Annotated in this window: 13 protein-coding genes; 9 read left to right on the forward strand and 4 right to left on the reverse strand. The window is 64.8% G+C overall.

Annotation, left to right across the window (positions count from 1 at the left end; translation table 11 throughout):
• Positions 1-277: 277 nt before the first annotated feature.
• The 7 genes from FIV42_RS19425 (at position 278) to FIV42_RS19455 (ending at position 9,232) form a co-directional block, all read left to right on the forward strand.
• Positions 278-1,276 (forward strand): N-acetylornithine carbamoyltransferase, encoded by a 999-nt coding sequence (locus tag FIV42_RS19425; RefSeq protein WP_141199298.1) that lies wholly within the window; start codon positions 278-280, stop codon positions 1,274-1,276.
• A 117-nt stretch (positions 1,277-1,393) separates the two neighbouring features.
• Entirely contained in the window at positions 1,394-2,596 is a 1,203-nt protein-coding gene (locus FIV42_RS19430; RefSeq protein ID WP_141199299.1) for an argininosuccinate synthase, read from the forward strand.
• A 1-nt stretch (position 2,597) separates the two neighbouring features.
• The gene (locus FIV42_RS19435) at positions 2,598-3,689 is read left to right on the forward strand and encodes an acetylornithine deacetylase (protein WP_141199300.1); all 1,092 of its coding nucleotides are present in this window, start codon (positions 2,598-2,600) and stop codon (positions 3,687-3,689) included.
• Positions 3,690-3,703: 14 nt separating this feature from the next.
• Positions 3,704-5,035, forward strand: coding sequence for an acetylglutamate kinase (locus FIV42_RS19440; RefSeq protein WP_141199301.1), 1,332 nt, complete (start codon positions 3,704-3,706; stop codon positions 5,033-5,035).
• 44 nt (positions 5,036-5,079) lie between these two features.
• Positions 5,080-6,024 (forward strand): N-acetyl-gamma-glutamyl-phosphate reductase, encoded by a 945-nt coding sequence (gene argC / locus FIV42_RS19445; protein ID WP_141199302.1) that lies wholly within the window; start codon positions 5,080-5,082, stop codon positions 6,022-6,024.
• Positions 6,021-7,307, forward strand: a complete 1,287-nt coding sequence (gene argH / locus FIV42_RS19450; protein WP_141199303.1) for an argininosuccinate lyase — start codon at positions 6,021-6,023, stop codon at positions 7,305-7,307. Before argC ends, argH begins: the two co-directional genes overlap by 4 nt.
• A 362-nt stretch (positions 7,308-7,669) precedes the next feature.
• The gene (locus tag FIV42_RS19455) at positions 7,670-9,232 is read left to right on the forward strand and encodes an alkaline phosphatase D family protein (RefSeq protein WP_141199304.1); all 1,563 of its coding nucleotides are present in this window, start codon (positions 7,670-7,672) and stop codon (positions 9,230-9,232) included.
• A gap of 178 nt (positions 9,233-9,410) precedes the next feature.
• Here FIV42_RS19455 and FIV42_RS19460 read toward each other — a convergent pair whose 3' ends face one another.
• From FIV42_RS19460 to egtD, 4 genes are all read right to left on the reverse strand, one after another.
• Positions 9,411-10,616: an IS701 family transposase gene (locus FIV42_RS19460; protein WP_168210778.1), complete on the reverse strand. Its 1,206-nt coding sequence runs from the start codon at positions 10,614-10,616 to the stop codon at positions 9,411-9,413.
• Between the two features lie 281 nt (positions 10,617-10,897).
• Positions 10,898-12,001: a carotenoid 1,2-hydratase gene (locus FIV42_RS19465; RefSeq protein ID WP_168210779.1), complete on the reverse strand. Its 1,104-nt coding sequence runs from the start codon at positions 11,999-12,001 to the stop codon at positions 10,898-10,900.
• Between the two features lie 148 nt (positions 12,002-12,149).
• Complete coding sequence (locus FIV42_RS19470) at positions 12,150-13,763, reverse strand: FAD-binding oxidoreductase (protein WP_141199307.1); 1,614 nt, start codon at positions 13,761-13,763, stop codon at positions 12,150-12,152.
• Positions 13,764-13,864: 101 nt separating this feature from the next.
• On the reverse strand, positions 13,865-14,818 hold the full coding sequence (gene egtD / locus FIV42_RS19475; protein ID WP_141199308.1) for an L-histidine N(alpha)-methyltransferase: 954 nt from the start codon (positions 14,816-14,818) through the stop codon (positions 13,865-13,867).
• A 370-nt stretch (positions 14,819-15,188) separates the two neighbouring features.
• Between egtD and FIV42_RS19480 the strand changes: the two genes are divergently transcribed.
• A complete protein-coding gene (locus FIV42_RS19480) occupies positions 15,189-16,700 on the forward strand; it encodes a DUF2330 domain-containing protein (protein ID WP_141199309.1) in 1,512 nt (503 codons plus the stop codon).
• A 6-nt stretch (positions 16,701-16,706) separates the two neighbouring features.
• On the forward strand, positions 16,707-18,923 hold the full coding sequence (locus FIV42_RS19485) for a multiheme c-type cytochrome (protein ID WP_141199310.1): 2,217 nt from the start codon (positions 16,707-16,709) through the stop codon (positions 18,921-18,923).
• Positions 18,924-19,224: the final 301 nt, after the last annotated feature.

A 19,224-nucleotide genomic window follows, 5' to 3' on the forward strand; every position in this document is an offset into this window, starting at 1 on the left:
CGAGTCAGTAGCAGAATGCGAAGGGGGCCTCTTCGAGGAAGAATGCGATCGACGCTAAGGCTCCTCGGGTGGCGTAAGTCTACGCCGTTCATTCGCCCGAGAAGAGGCCCCCGAGCTTCTGCGTAAACGGAGCAATCCTCCTCAAACCCCGAGACCGTCGACGCAGTCGTTGACAGTTTTTGGGCCCGTCTTTACATTGCAGCGGCGCGCACTTGATGCAGCGCGTCATGTGCGCGGGCCACCTGACAAACCTAGCGAATACCCTCGGAAAACCGCCGTGAAACACTTTATCACCACCCTCGACTGGTCGCGCGAGGAGCTGCAGGCGTTCTTGGACCACGCCAAGGCTCTCAAGGCTGACCCGATTCAGCCGCTCCTCAAAGACAAGTCGGTCGCGCTCGTCTTCTTCAACCCGTCGCTTCGCACGCGCACCTCCTTCGACGTGGGCGCCCGCCAGTTGGGCGGCCACGCGGTGGTGCTGCAGCCGGGCCGCGGCGCCTGGCCCATGGAGTTCGAGGTGGGCGCCAAGATGGACGCCGACGCCGAAGAGCACGTCATCGAGGCGGCGCGGGTCCTGAGCCGCTACTGCGACATCATCGCCGTGCGCGCCTTCCCCAAGTTCGAGAACTGGGAGCAGGACCGCCGCGACCACGTCATCAAGGCGTTCGCCGAGTACGCGACGGTGCCGGTCATCAACATGGAGACCATCACCCACCCGTGTCAGGAGATGGCCCACATGTTGACCCTCCAGGAGCACCTGGGGCAGGTCGACGGCAAGAAGTTCGTGCTCACCTGGACCTACCACCCCAAGCCGCTCAACACCGCGGTGGCCAACTCCGGGCTGATCATCGCGTCGAAATTCGGTATGGACGTCACGCTTCTGTGCCCCACCGAGGACTACCTGCTCGACGAGCGCTACATGAACGCGGCCAGCGAGTACTGCTCGCAGAACGGCCACGAGTTGACCGTCACCCACGACATCGAAGAGGCCTACGACGGCGCCGACGTCGTCTACGCCAAGAGTTGGGGGGCGTTGCCGTACTTCGGCCGTTGGGACGCCGAGCGCGAGATCCGCGACCAATACCAGCACTTCATCGTCGACTCCGAGAAGATGGCGATGACCAACAACGCACTTTTCAGCCACTGTTTGCCCGTTCGCCGCAACGTCAAAGTGACCGGCGAAGTGTTGGATTCGGAGCAGTCGGTGGCCATTGACGAAGCAGAGAACCGCTTGCACGTCCAAAAGGCGCTCATGGCGGGCCTTATCGGAGATTGAACCGCAAATTCACCACGGAGACACGGGGGGGCACGGAGGAAGGCAGTCTAAAGTTTACAAAGCCGTTTCCCGTGTTCGCCGTGTCCCCCGTGGTGAATCCCAAGCAGAGAGTTAGATATGTCGAAAGAAGTCGTACTTGCATTTTCCGGCGGCCTGGACACCAGCTTTTGTGTGCCGTGGCTCGTCGAGAAGGGTTATGAGGTGGTCACTCTCTTTGTGGACACCGGTGGTGTCGACGACGAGGAGCTCCAGTATATCGAGGACCGCGCCTACGCGCTGGGCGCCAAGGAGCACCTGGTGGCCGAGGTCGGCCAGGAGATCTGGGACGAGGTCGTCGTGCCGCTGGTTCACGGTGGCAAGACCTACCAGAACCAGTACCCGTTGCTGTGCTCGGACCGCTACCTCATCGTGCGCAAGTCGCTCGAGGTGTGCGAGGAGCGCGGTACCAAGCTGTTCGCTCACGGCTGCACCGGCATGGGTAACGACCAGGTGCGCTTCGACTTGACGGTGCGCGCGCTGGGCGACTTCGAGATTCTGGCGCCCATTCGCGAGATCCAGCAAGAGCGCGACAACGTGCGCGAGTTCGAGCAGCAGTATCTCGAGGAGCGCGGCTTCGAGGTGCGCCCCAAGACCACCGTCTACACGATCAACGAAAACCTGCTCGGCGTGACCACTTCCGGCTCGGAGGTCGACGAGTGGGAGATCCCCGGCGAGGAGACCTACCAGCTCACCGCCCACCCGTCCGAGTGGCCCGACGAGCCGCTGCGCGTCGAGATCGGCTTCTTCAAGGGCACGCCGGTTTCCATCGACGGCGAACACCTCGACGGTCCCCAGATGCTCGCCGCGCTCAACGAGCGCTTCGGCGCCTACGGCGTGGGCCGCAGCCCCTACACCGGCGACACCACCATCGGCCTCAAGGGCCGCATCGTGTTCGAGGCGCCCGGGCTGACCGCACTTCTGACCGCGCACCGCGCCCTCGAAGAGGCCGTGCTCACCAAGCACCAGAACCGCTTCAAGCCGACCGTCGCTGACAAGTGGGTCGAGCTGGTCTACGAAGGCTTCTTCTACGAGCCGCTCAAGGCCGACCTCGAGGCGTATCTGGAGAGCTCGCAGCGCAAGGTCAACGGCACCGTGACCCTCGAGACCTACGGCGGTCGCGTCGACGCGGTCAAAGTCGACAGCGAACATATCCTGCGCCGCAAAGACGCGGTGTACGCCCAGAGTGCCGACTGGGGCGTGCAGGAGGCGGAGGGCTTCATCAAGCTCTTCGGTCAATCCTCGACCCTGTGGGCCGAGGTCAACGACTTCGACTCGGAATGACATGAGCGACTTACTCTCAACCACGCTCGACCACCTGCGCGAGCTCGTCGCCTGCGACACGCAGAACCCGCCGCGCCAGATCGCCGATAGCGGCATCATCCGCTATCTGCGTGCCCGGCTTGCCACCTTCGACCTCGAGTTCGAAGACCATGGCGAGGGTTGCCAGAGCTTGCTCGCCGTTCGCGGCGAGCCGCGCGTCTTGTTCAACTTTCACATCGACACCGTTCCGGCGTCGGAGAAGTGGGAGACCGACCCCTTCGACCTCGTCGTCGACGACGAGCGCGCGGTGGGGTTGGGCGCGTGCGATATCAAGGGCGCCGCGGCGTGCATGCTCGCGGCGGTCGAGGAGACCGACGGGGACGTCGCGCTCCTGTTCACCAGCGACGAGGAGGCCGGCTCGAGCCGGTGCGTGCGCCAGTTTCTGAAGCGCCGCCGCGACTACGACGCGGTCATCGTCGCCGAGCCGACGCAGGCCGAGGCCGTGCTCGAGCACCGCGGCATCGCCACCTACACGGGCACCTTTCACGGCATCGCCGGGCACGCCTCCGACCGCCGCGCGCTCGAGGACAGCGCGGTGCATCGCGCCGTGCGCTGGGCGGAGGCTGCGCTGGAGTACGCCGAGCGAAACGAGCGCACCTCTTACAAGAGCCTGAGCGGCATTCGCTTCAACCTCGGCGTCTTCGAAGGCGGCATCAAGCCCAATATCATCGCGCCGTCGGCGACGGTGCGCTTTGGGTTTCGGCCGCTTCCCGACCAGGACGCCGAGGCCGTCATGGCCGACTTCGAGGCGCTGGCCCCGACCGACGCGCACGTCGAGTGGGCGCCGGGCTTTTACGGCCCGACGCTGCCGGCCGAAGGCGGCAAGGGCAAAGGCGAAGTCGCCGCCGACGCACGTCGGCTGGCCGACGACCTCGGTTTGCCCGTCGGCGATCCGGTCGATTTTTGGACGGAGGCCTCGCTCTTCTCCGAGGCGGGTTTTACTTCGCTGGTGTACGGTCCGGGTGATATCGCCCAGGCCCATACCGCCGGCGAATGGGTCGCCCTGGAGCAGTTGAAACGCGTCGCCGAGACCTATCGGCGTCTCCTGTCGTAACGCAGAAGCCCCGCATGAAAGAAACACGCAACACAATCGTTCGGCTGCTGAGCAATATCGGCAGCCGCAAAGAGGTCGAGCAGTACCTGAAGCGCTTTTCGAGCGTGGAGTCGACCCGCTTTGCGGTGGTCAAAGTCGGCGGGGCGATCCTGCGCGACGACCTCGAGAACCTGGTCTCGTCGCTCAGCTTTTTGTACCGCGTCGGCCTCTACCCGATCGTCATCCACGGCGGCGGCGTCCAGCTCAACGAGGCCCTCGACGCCGAGGGGATCGAGACCGAGCGCGTCGACGGCATGCGCGTGACTTCGCCCGAGGTGCTCGAGGTCGCCCGCAAGGTCTTCCAGCGCGAAAACTGGCGCCTCGTCGAGGCGCTCGAAGAGCTCGGCACCCGCGCCCGGCCCATCCCGAGCGGGGTCTTCCAGGCCGACTTCATGGACGAGGAGCGCTTCGGGCTGGTCGGCGAGGTCACTGACATCGACCTCGACCCGATTCGCTCGAGCATCCGCTCGGGACACCTGCCGATCCTGTCGAGCTTGGGCGAAACCCCGGGCGGCCAAATCCTCAACGTCAACGCTGACGTCGCGGCCAACAAACTCGCGCTGCGCATCGAGCCGTTTAAGATCATCTTTTTGACCGGCACCGGCGGCCTGCTCGACAACTACGGACGCATCATCCCATCGGTCAACTTGGCCGAGGACTTCGACCACCTGATGAATCAGGACTGGGTCCAGGGCGGCATGCGCCTGAAGATCCAACAGATCAACTCGCTTCTGAACGAGCTTCCGCTCTCCTCGTCGGTCTCCATCACCAACCCGGAGCACCTGGCCAAGGAGCTGTTCACCCACCGCGGCTCCGGCACGCTGGTGCGCCGCGGCGAGCAGATCTTGTGTCACGACGGTATGGACGGAGTCGACCGCGAGAACCTCTCCGAGCTCATCGCCGCCTGCTTCGGGCGCCCGCTGACCGACAATTACTTCGACAAGAAGTCGTTCTATCGCACCTACGTCTCCGAGTCGTACCGGGCCACCGCCGTGCTCACGCAGGAGGGAGGCATCCCGTACCTCGACAAGATCGGGGTCACCGAAGAGGCGCAAGGCGAAGGCCTCGGCGGCTCGATTTGGCTGCGCATGAAGGACGAAAACCCCAAGCTCTTCTGGCGCTCGCGCGTCGAAAACCCGATCAACGGCTGGTACTTCGAGGAGGCTCAGGGAAGCTTCCGGCAGGGCAAATGGGTCGTCTTCTGGTACGGCATGGAGTCCTTCGAAGAGATGAAACAATGCGTCGACACGGCGCTCGACATGCCCGAAACACTCCTCCCCCGTGAGGGAGGTGGCGGCGAAGCGTAAGCGAAGCCGTCGCAGGGGCCCCCAGAAAGCAATTGAGTACACCAATGACCACCAAAACGATCGGAATCGTCGGCGCGCGTGGCTACACGGGCGCCGAGTTGATCACGCTGCTCACCGCCCACTCGGGCTTCGAGCTCACCTACGTCAGCTCCCGCGAGCTCGCCGGCGAGCGCCTGGCCGACCACGTCGACGCCTACGACGGCGAGCTTCGCTTCGAGGAGCTCTCGCCCGACGACGTCGCCGAGTACGCCGCCGACGTCTGCGTGCTCGCCCTGCCGAACGGCATCTCCGGGGCGTTCATCGACGCCATCGAGCGCGAGTGCCCCGACACGGTCATCCTCGACCTGAGCTCGGACCACCGCTTCGACGACACCTGGACCTACGGGCAGACCGAGCGGTTTCGCGAGCAGCTCAAGGGCGCCACGCGCATCTCGAATCCCGGCTGCTACGCCACGGGCATGCAGCTCGGCCTGGCGCCGGTGGTCGACCTGGCCATCGCACCGCCGCAGGCGTTCGGCGTGTCGGGCTACAGCGGCGCAGGCACCAAGCCGTCGCCGAAGAACGACCTCGAGGTCCTGAGCGACAACCTGATGCCCTACAGCCTGACCGGCCACACCCACGAGAAGGAGGTGAGCCGGCATCTGGGTAGCCAGATCTACTTCACGCCGCACGTCGCGCCGTTTTTCCGGGGCATCACGCTCACGCTGTCGGTCCAGCTTGGCCGACCCAAGAGCGCCGAGCAGATCCGCGCGCTCTTCGACGAAGCCTACGCCGACGAGCCCCTCGTCGAACTGGTCGACGATATCCCGCTGGTCAAAGACAACGCTGGCGAGCACGCCGTGCGCATCGGCGGCATCTCGGTCGACGACAACGGCGAGCACCTGGTGGTCGTGGTCACGCTGGACAACCTGCTCAAGGGAGCGGCCACGCAGGCGCTGCAGAATATCAACCTGGCGTGTGGGTTTGGTGAGTTGGAGGGCATCCGATGAGTTCGCCACTTTGGGATAAAGGAAACGCCGAGATTGACGCGCGCATCATGCGCTTTTGCGCAGGCGAAGACGTCGTGCTCGACCGTCAACTCTTCCTGTACGACATCCAGGCATCGAAGGCGCACGTGCGCGGCCTGGAGCGCATCGAGCTGTTGAGTGAGGAGGAGCGCGACAGCCTGCTCGAGGGGCTCGACGCACTCGCAGGCGAGTTCGAGCGCGGCGAGTTCGTGCTCGACGAGCGCTTCGAGGATGGCCACTCGGCCATCGAGGCGTACCTGACCGACAAGCTCGGCGACGTAGGCCGCAAGGTGCACACCGGGCGTAGCCGAAACGACCAGGTGCTGGTCGCCTCGCGCCTCTACCTTCGCGACACGCTCGACGAGCTCGCCAAGCACTGCAAGCGCGCCGCCGAGATCTGCCTGGAGCGCGCCGCCAACGACGACGTGCCGATGCCCGGCTACACGCACCTGCAGCGCGCGGTGCCGTCGTCGACCGGCATGTGGTTCGCTGCTTTTGCCGAGGCGTTCATCGACAACGCTCGGCTGGCCAAGCACACCCGCACCTTCGTCGACTCGAATCCGCTGGGCACCGCCGCCGGCTACGGCGTCAACCTGCCGCTCGACCGCGACGGGGTGACCGACGAACTCGACTTCGAGCGCGTGCAACTCTCGCCGATTTACGCGCAGAATAGCCGCGGCAAATTCGAGCTGCAGGCGCTCATGGCGCTGGGCCAAGCGCTACTCGACGTACGCCGACTCGCCTGGGACTTGAGCCTCTTTACGACCCGCGAGTTCAGCTTCGTCGAGCTGCCGGACCGGTTCACCACCGGCTCGTCGATCATGCCGAACAAGCGAAATCCCGACGTCGTCGAGCTCTTGCGCGCGAGCTATGGCGTCGTCCAGGGAGCCATGGCCGAGCTGCAGTCGCTCTTGTCGCTGTCGAGCGGCTACCACCGCGACCTACAGGCCAGCAAACCGCCGGTCCTGCGCGCGATGACCCGCGGCTTGGACGCCCTGGCGATCGTCAGCGAGCTCTTGGGCGCCCTCGAGTTCGACGCCGAGCGCATGGCCGAGGCCATCGAGCCGGAGATGTACGCCACCGACCGCGCCGTCGAGCTCGCCCGCGACGGCGTCCCCTTCCGTGAGGCCTACCGCCAGGTCGCCGGCGCCTGGGACGAGCTCGCCAGCCGCACCCCGCAGCAGAGCCTCGACGCGCGCACCTCGCCCGGCGGCGCCGCCGACCTGCGCCTCGACGTGCTGCGCGAGCGCCTCGCGAACCTGTAAACGAGTCCAGTCAGGCAACGTTCTCCTCTCCACCCGTAGCGAAGCGAAGGGAAGGAGAGGACCAAGGAGAGGCCTCCCTTTCCGCCCGAAGCAAAGCGAAGGGTGGAGAGGGACCGAGGGAGAGGCCCCTCTGGCCTTTCGCGCGCCTTTTTTCCTCCTCCTGAATCCTCCTCCACTACGCTTCGCTACGTGGAAGAGGACGCCCCTCCTCGGTCCTCCCCTTCGCTCCGCGCGGGGAGGAAGATGTTGCAGGTAGCGCATATCATCACCAAATCGTTGCATTCGTCGATTGAAGCCGAAGGCGGGCGGCGGGTACGCTTGGGCGATGAGCACCAACGGTAGTCCCCGCGAGAGCGCCCCCGATGACCGACAAGCCCGAAGCCGAACGCCTCGACGACCGATCGAGCCTCACGTTGAGCCGCCGCGAGTTTGTGGGTTTTATCGGAGCCACGCTCGCTGCGTCGGCGTGCGGCGGGCTCGAGCAAGAGCAGGCGCCGTCGGCACCGCTGCTCGCCGCCAACCCGTTTAGCCTGGGCGTCGCCTCGGGCGACCCGCTTTCGACGGGCGTCGTGCTGTGGACGCGGCTGGCCCCCGAGCCCATCGCCGGCGGCGGCATGCCCGACGAGCCCGTCCCTGTCATCTGGGAGGTGTCGCGCCAGCCTGACTTCTACGGCATCGAGGCCTACGGCTGGGCCTGGGCCGACCCCGACTTCGCCCATTCGGTGCACGTCGATGTCGACGGCCTCGAGCCGGACACCTGGTACTACTATCGGTTTCGCGTCGGCGCGCAGTGGACGAGCCCCACCGGCCGCACGCGCACCTTTCCTCGGCCGGGCGAGTCCCCCGTGCGGCTGCGTCTGGCGACCGCCTCCTGCCAGAACTGGCGTCACGGCTACTACAGCGCGTACCGACACTTGGCTGCCGAGGAAATCGATCTGGTCGCCTTTCTGGGGGACTACATCTACGAGTCGGGCGTGCAGGGGCCGGTGCGCGACCACGACGGTCCGCGGCCGAAAGACCTGGACGGGTTTCGCAACCGCTACGGCCTCTACAAGTCGGACCCCGACCTGCAGGCTGCGCATGCGCGGTGTCCGTGGATCTTTACGTGGGACGACCACGAGGTGAAGAATAACTACGCCGACCTGGACATCCCAGGCGTGTCGGTGGACGAGGCCAAGGCGCTCAGAGCGGCGGCCTATCAGGCCTACTACGAGCACATGCCGCTTCGTATCCCGGCTCCCGACGAGCCGGCCGACATGCAGATCTATCGGCGCCTGCAGTTTGGCGATCTGGTCAACTTCCACGTGCTCGACGGCCGCCAATATCGCACCGACCAGCCGTGCAACGACGACGCCGGACTCGCCTGCGGCGAAGAGAAGGACGAAGCCAACACCATGCTCGGCGCCGAGCAGCGCGCCTGGCTCGAGGGCGGGCTGCGCGCGTCGAAGACGACCTGGAACGCCATCGTCCAGCAGACGGTCTTCGCCTCGCTCAACCTGGGCGGCGGCGTGCTCAACCCCGACCAGTGGGACGGCTACATGGTCGAGCGCCAGCGTTTGTTGTCGGTCTTTGCAGAGGAGGGCGTGCGCAACGTCGTGGTGCACACCGGCGACATCCACGCCGCCATCTTCGCCACGCTGCACCGCGACGCCAATGACTTCGACTCGGAGGTCGTCGGCGTCGAATGTGTCACCACCTCGATTTCGTCGAACGGATTGTCCGAGAGCAGGATGCCCTCCGACCTGATCCGGCGCGTGATGAACAACCAGAAGAATATCGGCTACTTCGACCCGGACCGGCGTGGCTACTGCGTCTGCGAGTACACGCCCGAGAAATTCACCGTCGAGTACAAGAGCGTATCGACGGTCGAATCACGCGAGGCGGAGTTGAGCGTGGATGGGGTCTTCGAAATAAAGAGGGACTAAGGGTAACTAATACTACCTGATTACCTTCTCGCGAATCCGCATGAACACTCGCCGTCCGACATCACGAAGCTTCGATCTCGGTCGGAGCTCTGCTGACTCAGTCGGCGGCGGTGATTCATGCGGGCCATACGGTCGTCTACAGTGGATACAATGGCCTAGTCGCTCCATGAGTGCCTCTTCAAGGTTTCGCCTGACGCGGCCAATCGACGGCGCGCGCTTCAGGGGGAAAAACCTGGCGGTGAAGCGCCAGGTAGTACATCGCGGCCATGCACAGGACCAAATGATGGTGAAACCCGCGCCACATCCGGCCCTGGTAGTCCTTGAGGCCAAGCTCCTGTTTCAGGTCTTGGTAGTCACGCTCGATTCTCCAGCGCAGCATGGCCAGACGGACAAGTCGTCTGATCGAGGTACGCTGCGAGAGGTTCGAAAACCAGTAGTGGCGCGGCTCCTTTTCGCCCTCGGGCCACTCGATGAGAAGCCATTGCTCTTCTTCGAGTTCTTTCCCGAAATGGCGACCCTGAGCAGGTACGACGCGAAGAGCGGCAAAGCGCGAGCTAAGCTCGCCCTTGGTGCCCTCGCGCCAGGTGATGGTGCAAAAAGCTTTGTCAGGCAAGGCTTTGGCCACCTCAAAAAGGGACATTGCCTCCTGGTCGTGGTGACGAAGCTTATTGGGCCGCATGACCGTCACATTCTTTCGTGTGCCGCCCATGTACTCGAGGCCTCGCATCTGCAGGCTCTTTCGAAACTCCTGATTGGCCCCAAAGTCGGCATCAGCCACCACGACCTTCTGGGCGCAGCCGGCATCGAGGAGGCGGTCGATCTGGTCGACCGCCATTTGAGGCTTGGAGCGAAACTCGATGTCTTCAGGCACACCAACTTCGGCTCGCCGGTCTGGATCGAAAGCCCACTCCTCGGGCAAAAACAGGTCCATGATCAGCGGCAGGCTCAAGGTCGAGGTCGACAGATGCACGCTGACCAAGACCTGACAGTTGGCCAGTTTGCCAAGCTCGCCGCAGTACTGATGGGCCACGCCCACGCTTTTGTCGCCCTTCTTGGGAATCCCCGACGAGTCGATAATCCAGGCACTGGCATTGGGCATGATCTGGTAGGCCAGCGCCCAGAGCCGCTCAGTGACCGCCTCGGTAGGCCACTCATTGAGCGTCGAGCGGGTCAGCTTCTGGCGATAGGCATCCGCCTTGTGCGGCGCTGGTGCCAGATGAGCGCCCGAGACCTCGCTGTTTTTGCGGTCGATCGTCAGCAGGCGCGACTGGACATACAGACCCAGGTTATCTCGCGTGGTCTTGTATCCGATGCCATCGAAGGCGTAGTCGACGAAAGCATCGAAGTCGCGAAAGTCCGAAAGCGCAGGCGTGGTCGTATCCATCGGCGTCCTCCCAGAAAGAGCGGGGGTCCAACACGGAGTCGACCTGAATGTCGGCGCAATTCTCATTTCACGAAGCTAATCAGGTAGTACTAAGTGCGACTAAGGGTAACTAAGTGCGACTAAGGGTAACTAAGTGCGACTAAGGGTGGCTAAGGGTGACTAAGTGAGACTAAGGGGAACGAAGTAACCTTTAGTAACCCTAAGTAACCTTTAGTAACCCTAAGTAACCTTTAGTAACCCTAAGTAACCTTTAGTAACCCTAAGTAACCCCAAGTAACCCTTCACTCATTGATGTAATCCATCACAAAATGTGAGTTCCCACTCACCTGCGCCTTGGCGCCCTGGATAGTCATCTGCAGGGTGTACTTGCATTTGACGTCGTAGCGGTAGGGGTTGCTCACCGTCGAGGCGACCATCTTGGCGGCGGCGCCGTAGTTCTCGAGCAGGTCGATGCGCTTGAAGCTCTTGCCGCGCATGACCAGCTTGATCGAGTCTTTGCCGTCCTTGCCGTCGATCTGGATGGCCATCGGGAACTTGTAGCCCCCTTTGGGATCTTTGCGCATCCGCGCGAAGCGAATCGTGGCGTCGGGGTCCGAGAAGACGATCTTGTCTTTGTAGCCGACCACCGCCCAGGTGTAGGAGCGGCTGCCGTAGTCGGAGTGCAGCTTGATCTCGCGCCACATCACGAACACGTCGTTGTTGTAGGTGCGAAACCGCGAGAAGCGCTTGGCGAAGTCGAACGGAGCGATATTGGTGGCGACGTGGTCGGCGTAGCCCTTCTTGGTGCCTTTGACCTTGATCGTTTTGCCACCGATGGTCACCTCGCCGGTGACGTTGGCGCGCGGGGCGAGCATGTTGAACTTGTAGTAGCCGTCCTTGACCTTGATCTCGCCCGAGCCGGGCTTCCACATCGGGGTCGTGTTCTTGAACAGCAGCTTGAAGCTGACGTCGTCGCCCTTGTGGGTCACCACGAAGGTATTCTTGCCCCGAGCGCGCACCCGAGTGTCGGCGATGTCGATGTCGAACTTTTTGCTCGAGTAGCTCCACTCGTCGTCGTCGGCCTTCTCTTTGAACTTGTACTTGTCGTGGCCGGGAAGGCGCACGCGCACAGCCGCGCCGCCTTGGCCGTCGCCCCAGCCCAGGTTCGACACCGTCCAGTCCACGCCGATATGGCCGCCTCCATCGAGGTCGACCGCGAAGGTGTAGCGCTCCGTATATGCCTCGTCGCTGCTCATCTTCGGGATCATGTCCGAGACGCTCGGCGTCGACGAACTCTTTCCTTTCGACCAGCCCTGAGTCTGCGCGCTGGCGGTCGAGATGCCCGTGGCGAGTACGACGGTGGCGCCCAGGGCGAGCGAGGCTACGAACAAGACAATGTGCTTCAACGGCTTAGTCATGGTCGGTGGCAGTTCTTTGCGTGGGTGTGGAACTGTCGGTTGTGTGAGTCAGACGCAGTCAGGCGGTCTGAATTCAAAATCGAATTCAAAATGGGGGCGATTTGATCCGCGAACGTGCACGTGCAGGTTCACAGGATCAGAGCAAAACCCCCGGGTTCAACACACCCTTGGGGTCGAACGATTCCTTCACTTGCTGTAGACCCCGTTGAAATAGCTCGGGAACTTCGCGTTTGTACCACGGCTTGTGGGTGCGCCCGACGGCGTGATGGTGGGTGATGGTCGCGCCGACATCGGCGATGGCCTCGGCGGCCGCGCTCTTGATCTCGTCCCACTGCTCGAGCTCCGAGCCGACCTTGGCGGGCGCCAAAAAGGTATAATAGGGCGCCGGGCCGTCGGGGTAGACGTGGGTGAACCGACACGAGATGAAGCCTGCGCCGCACACGCGCTTCATCGCGTCGCGCACGTCCGTGATGATGCGCCGGTGGAGCGTGTCGAAGCGGTCCCAGGTGCAGGCGGTCTCGAAGGTGTCGGCGATGACGCCCAGGCTGACCATCGTGTTTTGCAGGTAGGGGCCCTCGAAGAACGAGCTCCGCCACCGGCCGCCGGCCTCCGAGTCGGGCGACTTGTCGTGCTCGTCGACATGGACCGGCTCGCCGGCGAGCTTTCCGTCGAACTCGCGGCAAATCTCGAGCGCACGCTCGAGGTCGGGCTCGGTGGGCACCCGCGGCGACTCGAAGGCGACCAGGAGCACGTTGCTTCCGTCGAAGACCACGCCGTTGAGCATCGCCTCGCGGCTGTCGAGCAGCCGCAAGTTCGCCGGCGCAAGGCCCGACTGAACCACCTCCCGCGTAGCCCTCACCGCATCCTCGAACTCGGCGAAATGCACGCTCGCCTTGCTTCGAAATCGGGGCCGCAGGTGCACGCGGGTCCACGCCTCGGTGATTACGCCCAGCGCTCCCTCCGAGCCGAGCGCGAGCGCGTCGGGCGACGGGCCGGCGCCCGAGGCGGGCAGGCGGCGCGTCTGGAACTCGCCCGCCGGCGCGATCATCTGCACCGACTCGATGAAGTCGTCGATATGGGTGTAGCGGGTGGCGTAGTGGCCGCCGGCGCGCGTGGCGATCCAGCCGCCGAAGGTCGAGAACTCGTAGGACTGCGGGTAGTGGCGAAACGACAGATCGTGCTCGTGGAGCTGCTCGGCGAGCCTCGGGCCGGTCGCGCCGGCCTGGATGCGCGCGGCGCGCGAGGTCTTGTCGACCTCGAGCACCCGGTCCATGCAGCGCATGTCGAGGGAGACGACCCCGCGAAAGCTCCCGCTCGCGCCGTTGGTCACGTCGGTCTCGACGCCCCCGACGACGCTCGTGCCGCCGCCAAAGGGCACCACCGCGACCTCCTCGTCGCTCGCCCAATCGAGTACACGCCGCACGTCGTCGGCGCTCGTGGGGTAGGCCACGAAGTCGGGCGGCTCGCCGAAGTCGGCGCGAAACCCGCGCACGATGTCGCGGTACGCCTTGCCATAGGTGTGCGTGGTGCGCTCGCGCTTGTCGGTCGAGCAGATGGCCGCGAGCGCCTCGGGCGGCTCGACACGCGGCGGGCGAAGCTCGACGTCGTCGAGGCTCGGGGGCTCCAAAAGCTCGACCTCGTCGAAGCCGAGCATGGCGGTCACCTGCGAGCCGAGGTTCTTCCGACCTTCGTCATCGGGAAACTTGTCGGCGTAGCCCCAACCCCAAAAACTCTGCTCTCTTTTGCTCATCGTATCGTGTCGACAGAAGAATCACCACGGAGTACACGGAGGCACGGGGAGAGGCAAAATAATGCTTTTCCCCGTGTCTCCGTGTACTCTGTGGTGAAATGTTAAGCTTCCAGATACCACACGCTAAACCACTCCCGATCGTCCGTCCACACTTGCTTCGCCTCGAAGCCGGCGCTCTGGGCGAGCGCCTCGAAGCTCTCCTCGGTGTATTTGTAGCTGTACTCGGTGGTGATGTACTCGCCTTCGTCGAAGTCGATGGCCTCGTCGGCCAAGTTGACTTGTTGGGGGCGTCGGCTGACGAGGTGCATCTCGATGCGGCCCTCGTCGGGGTTCCAGCGGGCGCGGTGGTGGAAGGCGTCGAGGTCGAAGTCCCCGTCGAGTTCGCGGTTGATGCGCTCGAGCAGGTTGAGGTTGAAGGCGGCGGTCACGCCGCGTGCGTCGTTGTAGGCATCTTCGAGGACGTCGCGCTCCTTTTGCAGGTCGACGCCGATGAGCAGGCCGCCGCCCTCGCCGACCAGCCGGGCGACGCGGTTGAGGAAGGTGCGCGCCTCGTCGGGCTCGAAGTTGCCGATGGTCGAGCCGGGAAAGTAGGCAGCGGTGCCTTCGTAGGCCGTTTGAGGGCGAGGGAGGTCGACCCGCCGGGTGTAGTCGGCGCAGACCGAGAGCACCTCGAGGTCCGGGAAGGCCTCGCGCAGCCGCCTGGCGCACCCGTCGAGCGCGGCCTGCGAGATCTCGACGGGTAGGTAGGCCGCCGGGCCGTCGAGCGCGTCGAGAAGCAGGCGCGTCTTGCGCCCGCTGCCCGCGCCCAGCTCCACCAGGCGCACGTCGGGGCCGACCGCGTCGGCCATCCCGTCGACGTGCTCCTCCATGATGCCCAGCTCGGTGCGCGTCGGATAGTACTCGTCGAGGCCGCAGATCTCCTCGAAGAGTTGCGAGCCGCGCGCGTCGTAGAAGTACTTGCACGGCAGCGTCTTTCGGGGCTTCGTGAGCCCGGCGAGCGCTTCGGACAAAAAGGTGGGGGCGGCGCTGTCGGCGCTCGTTGCGGTTCGCTCCATGTTTCCCTCGTTTGTTCTCGATGTTGTTGACGTTATGGGGGCGTCGTTTGGGCGACGTCGTTTGGGCGAAGACGGTGGCCTTGCAGGCGACTACGTCGGCTTTGCAGGCGCGGCGCACCTGCAGGGCCTTCGTCTCGTGTGTCTGTCTAAAGCAATAACTCCACCCTACACGAATCTGAGGATCTCGACACCTCGACCATCAGGAATCTGATACCTACGCTCGAAGTCGGCCGCGCACTCGGAGCGCGATCGCCGTCAGAAGGCGTCTCGTGCCCCCATCAGCATCTTCTTGTCGTGGTGGCGCGGAATTTGCTCGCGAATTAGCCCAAGGCAAGCTTATAGTGGGACCATCTTCTCGAGGGCCAAGACGATGAATGTACGAACGATGACGAAATGGGCAGCGGCCGCGCTGCTCGTGGGACTGGTCGGGCTGGCTGCGCCGCAGCGCGCCGACGCCTTTTGCGGGTTCTATGTGGGAGGCGGCAGCGCCGACCTCTTCGCCAACGCCACCCAGGCGGCGATGATGCGTGAGGGCAACCGCACCGTCATGTCGATCCAGAACAACTACCAGGGGCCGACCGAAGACTTCGCCATGGTCGTGCCCGTGCCGGTGGTGTTGCAGGAGACCGACGTCAAGACGCTGCCCCAGGACTTGTTCGACAAGATGGACCGGCTCACCGCTCCGCGGCTGGTCGAGTATTGGGAGCAAGACCCCTGTGCGTCCCCGCCCATGTACGAGGACTCGCCGACGGCGGGCGGCGGCGGGACCCGCGACGACGTCGACACCGGCGGTGTGACCGTCGAAGCCGAGTTCAAAGTCGGCGAGTACGAGGTCGTCATCCTGAGCGCCACCGAGTCGACCGGTCTGGAGACCTGGCTCAACGACAACCAGTACAATATCCCGCAGAACGCCGCGCCGTTTCTCGACCCGTACGTCCAGAACGGCTCGAAGTTCTTCGTCGCCAAGGTCGACCCCAACGAGGTCACCTTCGAGAACGGCCAGGCGGTGTTGTCGCCGCTTCGCTTCCACTACGACACCCCCGAGTTCAAGATCCCGATTCGCCTCGGCCTCATCAACTCGGGCGGCCGCCAGGACCTCATCGTCTACACGCTGGGCCAGAACCAGCGCTACGAGGTCGCCAACTATGATAACGTGATCATCCCGACCAATATCGAGGTGGTCGACGACGTGCGCCACGACTTCGCGACCTTTTATCGACGCCTCTTCCAAGAGACCGTCAACCAGAACCCGAACGCCGTGGTCACCGAGTACTCCTGGGACGCGTCGACCTGCGACCCGTGCCCCGGGCCGACGCTCGACGCCGGCGACTACCTGACGCTGGGCGCCGACGTGCTCCCCGGCCAGCCGACTTGGAACTGGACGATCACCCGGCTGCACGCGCGCTACGAGAAGACTGATATCGGCGCCGACCTCGTCTTCCGCGAGGCCCCGCCGATCGTCGGCGGCCGTGAGCGCTACGACGCGAGCGGCAACCTGGAGACGGGCTCCGAGCCGGGCACCGTCAACAACTTCCAGGGCCGCTACATCATCCGACACCACTGGACCGGACCGGTGATGTGCCAGGACCCGACGTTCGGCCGCTGGGGAGGACCTCCCGGCGAAGAGGGCGGTCCGTCCATCAGCACCAACCCGAGCCCGAACACCGAGGGCGGCCAAGAGCAGACGCCGGGCTCGCTCGACGACTCGCAGCTCGAAGAGTTGGTCATCGACGCCATCCCCGAGCTCGGCGTCACCCCGGCGCCGCGCGAGCGCAGCGACGCCGCCTGCACCGTGCGCGGTGTCCACGGCGCGATTCCGGCCGGCTTCGCCGTGGTGCTCGGCCTCTTCGGCCTGGCCGTGATTCGACGCAGACGCGACTGAGTACCCATGAAGCAGTCCTACACCAGCCTTAGCCGCCTGCTCGCCGCCGCCTTCTTGGTGGCGGCGGGCAGCGCGCTGTTCGTCGGGGGATGCGAGTCGGACGCCGGCAAAAAGTCGGCGGGCGACTCACAACCGTCGAAGGTCAAAGCGAAGCCTGCCTTGCCCGAGGGCGTCGACGGGCCGATGCTCCCCGACGAGGGCAGCCGCTTCAGCCCCTCGCTCGCCCGCCTGGTCGAAGACACCCCGCATATGGCCGCGCTCACCGAGGTCGACAAGTGCGCCGAATGCCACGCCGACATCGTCGCCCAGTGGCGCGACAGCATGCACGCCTTCGCCTCGTTCAATAACCCGCTGTACCGCACGGCCTTCGATGATTTTCAGAGTGAAGACCAGCCCGAAAAGGTCCGCTTTTGCGCCGGCTGTCACGACCCGACGCTCTTGTTCGACGACAGCATCACCAAACCCGTCAGCCCCAAAGAGCCGCGCGCGCATCTGGGCGTGACCTGCGGGGTCTGTCACGGGGTCAAAAAGGCGACCTACGACGGCAACGCGAGCTACGAACTGACTTCGGCGCCCATCCCCATCCCCAAAAACGACGACCCCGACAGCATCGAGAAGCATATCAAACGCGTGGTCACCTACCCGGTCGAAGACGACGAGCTGTGCGCCTCGTGCCACCGCGGGTTTTTGACCCAGGCCACCGGCCACGACGTCTTCATCCAGGGCATCGACGAGCACAAGCCGTGGCGACGCTCGGGCTACGCCCAGAACCCGACCACCCGCCTCGACGAGGCGGTCGAGGCGGCCGACTGCACCGACTGTCATATGCCCCGCACCGACGGGGGCGAGGCGTCGCACCGCTTCCCGGGCGGGCACACGACCTTCGCGAAGATGCTCGGCTCCGAGGCCCAGCTCGAGGCGAACAAACGCCTGCTCGAAAACGCCGCGACCCTCGACATCGCCGCGGTCGGCAAGGGCGACGAGGACCTCCCCTCGACGCCGGACGACTTCTCCATCGACGCCGGCGAGCGCCTCTGGTTCGACGTCGTCGTGCGCAACACCGGCACCGGCCACAACTTCCCGGGCGGGGTCAAAGACCTGCGCGACACCTGGCTCGAGGTACGCATGACGCGCGCCGACGGCTCGCCGCTGGCCCACGCCGGCGTCGACCACGCCGAGACGGGCGACGACCCCACCGCCCACAGGCTGCGCGTGCTTCTGCTCGACGAAGAGGGCAAAGACGAAGAGATCCACGCCGTCGCCCACTTTCGCACCCCCGTCTACAACCACACGATCACCCCGCGCGACGCCGCGCTCGTGCGCTACACCTTCGCGCTCCCCGAATCGCTGGAGGCCGACGCCTTCCCGCTGGAGATCCACGTGAAACTCCGCCACCGCCGCCTGACTAAGGCTTTCGCCCAGGCGAGCTGCAAGGCGGCGTCGAGCGAGCGCGGCCAGCAATTCTTGGCCGCGACCAAAATCCAACTCGGCCGCGCCCCCGACCCGTGCGTCGAGCAGCCCATCTTCGACATGGAGACAGCACGGGCGACCGTGCGCAAAGACGGCTTCGACCTGCCCGAGAAGCCCGCCTGGAAGCGCTGGTTCGAGCGCGGCCTGGCCCTGCAGTCGACCTTGTCCGAGCGCCTCTACGAGGCCCACGACAGTTTCGACCGCGCCTTGTCCTCTATCGGTGAACACGGCGACGACCACCACCGCGCCATGGCGCTCGTGGGCAAGGCGCAAGTCTTCGCCCGGCAGGGAAGCCACCAAAAGGCGATCGACCTGTTCGACGCCGCCGAAAAACTCGTGGGCGAGCACCCAGCGATCTTCTTCGGCCGCGGCAAGGCCTACGCGCGGGTGTGGCGCTTCGACAAGGCCGTCGAGGAGTTCGACAAGGCCGCCCAGCGCGTCGACGACGACCGCGTCTGGCGCAAGCTCGCCCAGGGGCAGGGCAGCCTGAGCCGCGCGGCCGCCTCGATCCTCGCCGCCCGCAGCGGACTGACCCTCGAGCCGCGCGATCCCGACCTGTTGCGCAGCCAAATGCTCGCCCTGCAGGCCCTCGACGCGCCCGCCGACTGGGTCGAAGAGGCGCTCGCCGCCTTCGACCGCTTCAAGCGCGACGAAGACGCGCATCTGATTCAGGCAAAGTGTGCCGACCGCTCGGCCATCTGTCGCAACGAGCGCATCCAGGTGCACGCCCACGAGCTTGTGGCAGTCGATTGACCATGGTCGCCGGTCTTCGCGGAGCGGAGCCTTTGCCCCTGCGGATCACTCGCCCGGTTTTGCGGAGCGGGGCCTTGGCCCCTGCGGATCACTTGCCCGGTTTTGCGGAGCGGGGCCTTGGCCCCTGCGGAGCACTCGCCGGTGCAGCCCCAAGGCTTGCCTTGGGGGAGGGAGCCTCAACAACCACATGTGTCGGTTCACGAGATGTCACGTGTTGCCGACTCGCGGCACTCGCGATTGTAACGAGTTCAGGGAGCGCACGGTTTACCCCATGGCGAGCCATGGGGCTGCACTGGCGCTG

The sequence above is a fragment of the Persicimonas caeni genome, from assembly GCF_006517175.1.
Lineage (GTDB): Bacteria > Myxococcota_A > Bradymonadia > Bradymonadales > Bradymonadaceae > Persicimonas > Persicimonas caeni.

Coding starts and splice junctions, on each gene's coding strand:
- FIV42_RS19470 (WP_141199307.1), bottom strand. CDS start 13,763: ATGAGCAAAAGAGAGCAGAGTTTTTGGGGTTGGGGCTACGCCGACAAG.
- FIV42_RS19485 (WP_141199310.1), top strand. CDS start 16,707: ATGAAGCAGTCCTACACCAGCCTTAGCCGCCTGCTCGCCGCCGCCTTC.
- argH (WP_141199303.1), top strand. CDS start 6,021: ATGAGTTCGCCACTTTGGGATAAAGGAAACGCCGAGATTGACGCGCGC.
- argC (WP_141199302.1), top strand. CDS start 5,080: ATGACCACCAAAACGATCGGAATCGTCGGCGCGCGTGGCTACACGGGC.
- FIV42_RS19460 (WP_168210778.1), bottom strand. CDS start 10,616: ATGGATACGACCACGCCTGCGCTTTCGGACTTTCGCGACTTCGATGCT.
- FIV42_RS19435 (WP_141199300.1), top strand. CDS start 2,598: ATGAGCGACTTACTCTCAACCACGCTCGACCACCTGCGCGAGCTCGTC.
- FIV42_RS19430 (WP_141199299.1), top strand. CDS start 1,394: ATGTCGAAAGAAGTCGTACTTGCATTTTCCGGCGGCCTGGACACCAGC.
- FIV42_RS19455 (WP_141199304.1), top strand. CDS start 7,670: ATGACCGACAAGCCCGAAGCCGAACGCCTCGACGACCGATCGAGCCTC.
- FIV42_RS19480 (WP_141199309.1), top strand. CDS start 15,189: ATGAATGTACGAACGATGACGAAATGGGCAGCGGCCGCGCTGCTCGTG.
- FIV42_RS19440 (WP_141199301.1), top strand. CDS start 3,704: ATGAAAGAAACACGCAACACAATCGTTCGGCTGCTGAGCAATATCGGC.
- egtD (WP_141199308.1), bottom strand. CDS start 14,818: ATGGAGCGAACCGCAACGAGCGCCGACAGCGCCGCCCCCACCTTTTTG.